Origin of the sequence: Hyphomicrobium sp. (assembly GCF_020852195.1) — a bacterium.
In the GTDB taxonomy this organism is placed as follows: Bacteria; Pseudomonadota; Alphaproteobacteria; order Rhizobiales; family Hyphomicrobiaceae; genus Hyphomicrobium_C.
In genome coordinates this window covers 1-7,549 of record NZ_JADZBI010000022.1, presented here as the reverse complement: position 1 = coordinate 7,549, position 7,549 = coordinate 1, and the positions used below count along the sequence as shown (strand labels likewise).

Here is a 7,549-nt window from a genome sequence, read left to right as displayed (position 1 = left end):
GCTACTCGCGCACGCCCGGCCTCAGATAGAGGTGCTCGCGATTGTAAAAGACGTGGTTGCGCAGCAGCTCGGAGAGCGCGCGCATGACGTGCAGCACGATGAAATTGTGGCTCGCCTCGTAGACCAGGATATGCAGGTTGACGTCCGCCTGCGCCTCGCGGGTCGGGTTCTTGCTCTTGTGGGCTTTGCGCATATCGGCGAGGCAGGCGAGGATGGCTGCTTTGTCCACCTCCGTTGCCCGCTCGGCAGCCGCGCGCGCCGCTTGCGCCTCGACCCACTGCCGGAACTCGAAATAGTCCACTGCCGCGTTCTCATGCTCGCGGTAGAGGTTGGCGAGCGGCATCATCAGCGGCGTCAGGAACTCCGCAACCGAGGTGCCGCTGCGCGTGGCGTTGAGCAGCCCGCGATCGACGAGCTTGTCGATGGCCTCCCGCAGCGACGGCCGCGAGACATCGAGACGCTGCGCCAGCTCGCGCTCGGATGCGAGCTTCTCGCCGGGTCGCAGCGCACCTTCGAGGATGAGCTTCTCGATGCGCGTCGCGATCGCGTCCGCAATCTTTTTTGGGCGAATTGCTTCCATGCGATTCCCGTCGTGGAGCCTCGGCAGCCGTATGCGGACGAACAACCGACGTGCACTCCACTAATGTACATATAACACGTTTTGACCAGGGCACACCCGGTGGTATAGTAATTTTACCAAATAAGAAACCGCATCGGTAGGGTAGGGGACGTATGTGGTCACAGGTGTATGACCCTTTCGGCAGCATGGTCCTTTCGACCATGGTCGCCGCCATCCCCGTTGCCGTGCTGCTGGGCGCGATCGGCATATTCGAGATCCGCGCGCATATCGCGGCCGCTCTCGGGCTCATAGCCGCTCTTATCGTCGCCGTTTTCGCATACGGCATGCCGGCGCACATGGCTGGCTTGGCGGCCGCCTATGGCGCCGCGTTTGGTCTGATGCCCATCGGCTGGATCATTCTCAACGTCATTTTCCTCTACCAGTTGACGAGCGAGAAGGGCGAGTTCGCCATTCTCCAGCGATCCATCAGCGCCATCAGCGACGACCGGCGCCTGCAGCTTCTCTTTATTGCCTTCTGCCTCGGCGCCTTTTTCGAAGGCGCAGCCGGGTTCGGAACGCCCGTGGCCGTCACCGCCGCCATGCTGATCGGCCTCGGCTTCTCGCCGCTCGCCGCCTCCGGGCTTTCTCTGATCGCCAACACGGCACCGGTCGCCTTCGGCGGGCTCGGCACGCCGATCATCGCGCTCGCGGCCGTCACCGGCCTCGACCTCCTCGAGCTGTCCGCGATGATCGGACGCCAGCTTCCCTTCTTCTCTCTCATCGTGCCGTTCTGGCTCGTGTGGGCCTTCGTCGGCTTCCGCAAGATGATCGAGGTCTGGCCGCCGATATTGGTGGCGGGCGTTGCCTTCGCGGTCCCTCAGTACCTCATCTCGAACTTTCACGGGCCATGGCTGGTCGACATCGTCGCTGCCGTCGTCTCGATGGCGTCCCTGGCCGCATTTCTACGCATCTGGCATCCGGCCGATCCCATGACGTCGGCGCCGCGCACGCCCTCGGAAAGCGCCGCCTTCGCGGATGCGCCCGCCAGCAGCCCGCTGTCCAATCCGGCGATCCGCCGCGCATGGACGCCCTGGGTCGTGCTCAGCGTGTTCATCTTCCTGTGGGGCATACCTCAGGTGCGCGCGGGTCTCGACGGCGTCTGGACCGCCAAGGTGCCGGTGTCCGGGCTCAACGAGATGGTGCAGAAGATGCCGCCCGTCGTCGCCGAGCCCCACGTCGAGGCCGCGGTCTACAACTTGAACCTGCTATCGGCGACGGGAACCAGCATATTCATCGCGGCCATCGTCTCTGGACTTTTTCTCGGCTACGGCCCGGCAGGTCTCGTCCGCATGTACCTCCGCACAATCTGGCTCGTGCGATATTCTTTGCTGACCATCGCCTGCATGCTGGCGATCGGTTTCGTCACGCGCTACTCTGGGACAGATGCCACTTTGGGCCTCGCTTTGGCCAATACGGGCTGGCTCTATCCGCTGTTCGGCACGCTCATTGGCTGGCTCGGCGTTGCGCTGACCGGCTCGGACACCGCCTCGAACGTCCTGTTCGGCGGCCTGCAGCGTGTCACAGCCGAGCAGCTCGGCATCGATCCGGTGCTGATGGCATCGGCCAACAGCTCCGGCGGCGTCATGGGCAAGATGATCGATGCGCAGTCGATCGTCGTCGCCTCGACTGCCACGCGCTGGTACGGGCACGAAGGCTCGATCCTTCGCTTCGTGTTCTTCCATTCGGTCGCGCTGGCGTTCCTCGTCGGTCTTCTGGTCATGGGCCAGGCGTACGTATGGCCTCTGACGCTCCTTGCACCCTGAACAACCGGAAAGGACAGGCTTAGGGACCAATCGGATCACGACGCAGTTGGCGGCCTGGCGCCGCCGTAAAATCGGGAGAATACGCATGGCAACCTTTACCGTGAACGGCGAAAGCCGCACTTTCGACGGAGATCCAGGCACGCCCCTGCTCTGGTATCTGCGCGACGAGGCCGGATTGACCGGCACCAAATACGGATGCGGACAGGGCGTGTGCGGCGCCTGCACCATCCACCTCGACGGCGTGGCCGTACGCGCCTGCATGACAACGATCGAGATGGCCGAGGGCAAGTCCGTCACCACCATCGAGGGGCTCAGCGCCGACGGCGAGCATGCCGTCCAGAAGGCCTGGCGCCAGCTCAGCGTGCCGCAGTGCGGCTTCTGTCAGGCGGGGCAGATCATGCAGGCCGCCTCGCTTCTGTCGAAGAACAACGCGCCGTCCGATGACGAGATCGTCGAGGAGATGAGTGGAAACCTCTGCCGTTGTGGCTGCTATCAGCGCATCCACGCGGCTGTACGCCTTGCGGCGGGAGGAGTATGAGCCATGTTGCACTATCTTGAGAAGGAAGCGCGCAAGCTCGAGCACCGCTCGACCCGCGCCATCATCGAGAACGTCAGTCGCCGCAAGTTCCTCGGCGGCGCGCTTGCTGCCTCCGGCTTCGTGCTCGCGGTCAGCGTGCCGAACGCCGAGGCCCTCGAGCCGTTGAAGCCGTACCCGACGGGCGGCGAAGGCATGCCGCACGGCTATGGCAAGGCCAGCGACCCGCACGTCTACGTCTCCATCGCCAACGACGGTGCCGTCACCATCGTGACCCACCGCGCGGAGATGGGCACCGGCATCCGCACCAGCCTGCCGATGGTCGTCGCCGACGAGATGGAGGCCGACTGGTCGCGGGTGAGCGTGGTGCAGGCCCCTGGCGACGAGCCGCTTTACGGCAACCAGGACACCGACGGCTCGCGCTCGATGCGTCACTTCATCCAGCCCATGCGCGAGTGCGGCGCCGCCATGCGCCAGATGCTGGAGACGGCTGCCGCCGCCAAATGGGGCGTCGACGTCTCGCTCTGCCGTGCCAAGGCGCATCACGTCGTCTTGCTCGACGAGGCGAAGAAGGAGACGGGACCCAAGCTCGGATACGGCGAGCTGTCGGAGGCGGCGATGGCGCTTCCGGTGCCGCCGCGCGAGTCCCTGCTCTTCAAGACGCCCGAAGAGTTCACGCTCATGCGGAAGGGCGAGACCAAGATCGTCGATTTGCGCGACATTACCGTGGGCAAGGCGGTCTACGGCGCCGACGTCCGTCTGCCGGGCATGAAGTTCGCGGTAATTGCGCGGCCTCCCGTGCTCGGCGGCAAGATCAAGTCCTTCGATGCGACCGAGGCCAAGAAGATCCCCGGAGTGGAGTCGGTCTTCGAGATCGAGGGCGTGTACGATGTGCCGCGCAAGTTCGGGCAGCTCGGCGGCGTCGCGGTGGTTGCCAACTCCACCTACGCGGCCATCTTGGCCCGTGACGCGCTTGAGATCGAATGGGACGACGGCCCCAACGCCAGCTATGACTCGGTGCCCTTCTTCAAGGAGATGTCGAAAACGGCCTCCGAGCCCGGCAAGGTGATCCGCAACCAGGGCGACTTCGACGCCGCCTGGAACGGTGCCAAGAGCACGTTCACCGGCGAGTACCATATGCAGCACCTGGTGCAGGCGCCTATGGAGCCGTTGGTCTGCGTCGCGCGTATCGAGGGCGGCAAGGCGGAGGTATGGGCACCGGTGCAAAGCCCTTACGGCGCGCGCCAGGACATCGCCGCCGCACTCAAGCTGCCGATCGAGGACGTGACGGTGCATGTCACGCTGCTCGGCGGTGGCTTCGGTCGCAAGTCGAAGTGGGACTACATGGTTGAGGCGGCGCTCATCTCGCAGAAGCTGGAAGGCAAGCCCGTGCTGCTGCAGTGGACGCGCGACGACGACACGCGCCACTCGTTCTACCACACGGCGTCCGTGGAGCGCATCGACATGGCGTTCGACGAGGCGGGCAAGGTCACGGGCTTCCGGCACCGCACGGTCGCGCCGTCGATCCTGTCCACGTTCGCGCCCGACAGCGGCTATCAGTTCAACATCGAGTACGGCATGGGTTTCGTGAACACACCGTTCGATGTGCCGAACATCCGCTGCGAGAACGGCAAGGCGATGGCGCATACGCGCATCGGCTGGTACCGGTCGGTGTCGAACATTCCGCGTCTGTTCGCGGTGCAGTCCGCCGTGTGCGAGGCGGCCCACCAGCTCGGCAAGGACCCGAAGGACTTCCTGCTCGAGCTCATCGGTCCGGACCGCAAGCTTGATCCGAAGGCCCTGGGCTTCCCGGAAGACTTCTGGAACTACGGCGATCCCTACGAGGAGTTCCCCATCGACACCGCGCGCTTGAAGAACGTGGTGCGCATCGCCGCCGAGAAGGCGGGTTGGGGCAAGGAGCTGCCCAAGGGCCAGGGGCTCGGCATCGCCGCGCACATAGCCTGGGGCACGGCCGTCGCCACCGTCGTGCACGCGGAGGTGACGGACGACGGGACCATTACCGTCCCGCACGCCGTCACCGCGCTCGACTGCGGCTTCTACGTCAATCCCGAGCGCATCCGCTCGCAGATTGAGGGCGCCGCCGTGATGGGAATGTCGCACGCGCTTTACAGTGGTATCACGTTCAAGAACGGCGCTGTCGAGCAGTCGAACTTCTCGGACTTCAGCATTGCCACCATGCGCAACTTCCCGCGCCAGGTGGACGTGCATATCGTCGAGCCGAAGGCGGGGCAGCACGCGACCGGCATCGGCGAGCCGGGATTGCCGCCGTTCGCGCCGGCACTCGCCAATGCAGTCTTCGCCGCGACCGGCAAGCGTCTGCGCAACTTGCCGATGGGCGAGAAAGTGGCCTGAGCCACGCTTGCCGAAGTAACCGATCGCGCCGGACCGTATCAGGTCCGGCGCGATTTCATTGTCCCTGCGGAATCAAGGGCCCCCCTTTTGCAGAGGCTGCGGGCGCCGGCCTTTACCAAGAAACCGACAGCCAACTGAGGGTTAACTTCTGCAATCGCCCACGCAGGCGCCTGCGTGCGTCGACGCAAAATCAGGAAAATTTCTGCGCACTCATCTTATGACTGCAACACGTGGCGCAAAGTTGTGAGTGTCGAAGCTCGCTCGCCCGGCTGGATTAACGAACGCCTTCTACTGTCTTTGGACACTGCGGCTGGCACCCCTCGGGAAAAACAGAAACCCAAATTAGGGAAGGAAAATCAGCGTAATGCGCTTCCTACCCTTGGCTGCGCCGGGGCCACGGCAATCCAGCCTTTCCGCCTGCCGGCCGGTTTGGGACGTGCATCGGGTCTCAAAAAATGATCTGGCATAACGCTTGCCTGCCCTTTTGCTCCGCAGGGTCTGCGTGAAGCAATTTCGCGCGGATCCTGCAGGCGCGGAGGGGGTGCGCTTTCTACGCAGTGCCCGCCGACGTGCTCGCTAGAAAAACGAAACACTGAAGGTGAGGCAAATGTTCTCCAAGGGCAAAGGTGGGCTGACGAGATGGTCGCTCGCAGCGTGCATGGCGGTTTGCGCCAGCATGGCGGCGCACGCGGGCGGCGGAAACTGGACTGAGTACACGGGCGACAAGACGAGCTCGAGGTATCTTCCTGACGGCAAGGCGACGGCCGAGTCGGTGAAGAACATGAAGATCGTCTGGCGTCTTTCGCTGCCGAGTAACGACCTTGCGGCCGAGAACCCGGATCTGCGCACGTGGGTCAATGAGTCGACCCCGCTCGCGATCGACGGAACGGTCTACGCGACCTCGCCGCTCGGCATCGTCACGGCTGTCGATGGTTTGACCGGCAAGGAGAAGTGGCTCTACGACTCGCAAGGCTATCTGGCGGGACAGGCGCCGAACCTGGGCTTCATCAGCCGCGGCCTGACGTATGCGGAGGTCGACGGCGAGAAGCGCATCATCGCCGGCACGCCGGACGGCTTCCTGATCATGCTCGATGCCAACACCGGCAAGCCCGTCGAGAGCTGGGGCGAGAACGGCCGCGTCGACCTGACGATCCACAAGCGTCGCCCGGTTCAGCGCGACCTCGTGACCGTGAGCTCGCCGCCGATCGTATGCGGCGGCAACGTCATTCCGAGCTTGGCAGTCCTCGACTCGTTCGCAAACGGCCGCCCGCCGTTCAAGTACCACCCGCCCGGCGACGTCCCGGCCTTCGACCTCAAGACCGGCAAGCGGGTCTGGATGTTCCACAACCCGCCGCTTGCGGGTGAGGATGGCGCGGATACCTGGAAGAGCGGTCTCGACGAGACGGGCAGCGCGAACATGTGGGCTCGGCCGTCATGCGACGACGAGACGGGCACGGTCTATCTCCCGCTCTCGACGCCGTCGAACGACTTCTACGGCGGCCATCGCCTGGGCGACAACCTGTTCGCGGAATCGCTCGTCGCGGTAGACGCCAAGACCGGCAAACGCGCCTGGCACTTCCAGATGGTGCACCATGGCGTCTGGGACTACGACCTTCCGACGGGTCCGAACCTGATGGACGTCACCGTCGGCGGCAAGAAGATCAAGGCCGCTGTCCAGGTGACGAAGCAGGGCTACGTCTATGCCTTCGACCGCCTCACCGGCGAGCCGATCTGGCCCATCGAGGAGAAGGCTGTCGCGGCGGGTAACATCCCGGGCGAGGAGTACTCTCCGACGCAGCCCATCCCCTCGAAGCCTGCTCCCTATGTTCAGCAGGGCGCCAGCGAGGACGACCTGATCGACCTCACGCCGGAGCTGAAAGAGGAAGCGAAGAAGATCCTCAATCGCTACAACCACGGTCCGTTGTTCACGCCGCCGACCAGTGACAAGGCGGGCACGCTTCTGGTCCCCGGCGTCCTTGGTGGCGCGAGCTGGGCCGGAGCGGCGCACAATCCGAAGACCGGCGTGCTCTACGTGCCGTCCTTCACCATCCCGTTCGCGATCAAGATCAAGGAAGAGGTCGCAGGGGCTTCGGCGCACAAGTACACCGGCACCTGGGCTGGCGTCGGCGGTCCGGACGGCCTGCCGCTGTTCAAGCCGCCGTTCTCGACCATCACGGCCATCGACATGAACACCGGCGAGCACAAGTGGCGTGTTCCCGCCGGAAAGGGCCCTATCAACCACCCCGCCGTCAAGGCGGC

General features: G+C 64.5%; 5 protein-coding genes. 4 read left to right on the top strand and 1 reads right to left on the bottom strand.

What is annotated here, in order from left to right; all coding sequences use genetic code 11:
- Position 1: 1 nt before the first annotated feature.
- Positions 2-580 carry a GntR family transcriptional regulator gene (locus tag IT540_RS01785; protein WP_291172413.1) on the bottom strand — a complete coding sequence of 193 codons (579 nt, stop codon included), beginning with the start codon at positions 578-580 and terminating at the stop codon, positions 2-4.
- A gap of 152 nt (positions 581-732) precedes the next feature.
- On the opposite strand from IT540_RS01785, the gene IT540_RS01780 reads away from it, so the two are divergent.
- From IT540_RS01780 to IT540_RS01765, 4 genes are all read left to right on the top strand, one after another.
- Entirely contained in the window at positions 733-2,382 is a 1,650-nt protein-coding gene (locus IT540_RS01780) for an L-lactate permease (protein WP_291172411.1), read from the top strand.
- A gap of 85 nt (positions 2,383-2,467) precedes the next feature.
- Positions 2,468-2,920, top strand: coding sequence for a 2Fe-2S iron-sulfur cluster-binding protein (locus tag IT540_RS01775; protein WP_291172409.1), 453 nt, complete (start codon positions 2,468-2,470; stop codon positions 2,918-2,920).
- 3 nt (positions 2,921-2,923) lie between these two features.
- The gene (locus IT540_RS01770; RefSeq protein ID WP_291172405.1) at positions 2,924-5,290 is read left to right on the top strand and encodes a molybdopterin cofactor-binding domain-containing protein; all 2,367 of its coding nucleotides are present in this window, start codon (positions 2,924-2,926) and stop codon (positions 5,288-5,290) included.
- A gap of 607 nt (positions 5,291-5,897) precedes the next feature.
- Positions 5,898-7,549: PQQ-binding-like beta-propeller repeat protein (locus IT540_RS01765; RefSeq protein ID WP_291172402.1), on the top strand; the 1,652-nt coding region annotated here is incomplete at its 3' end.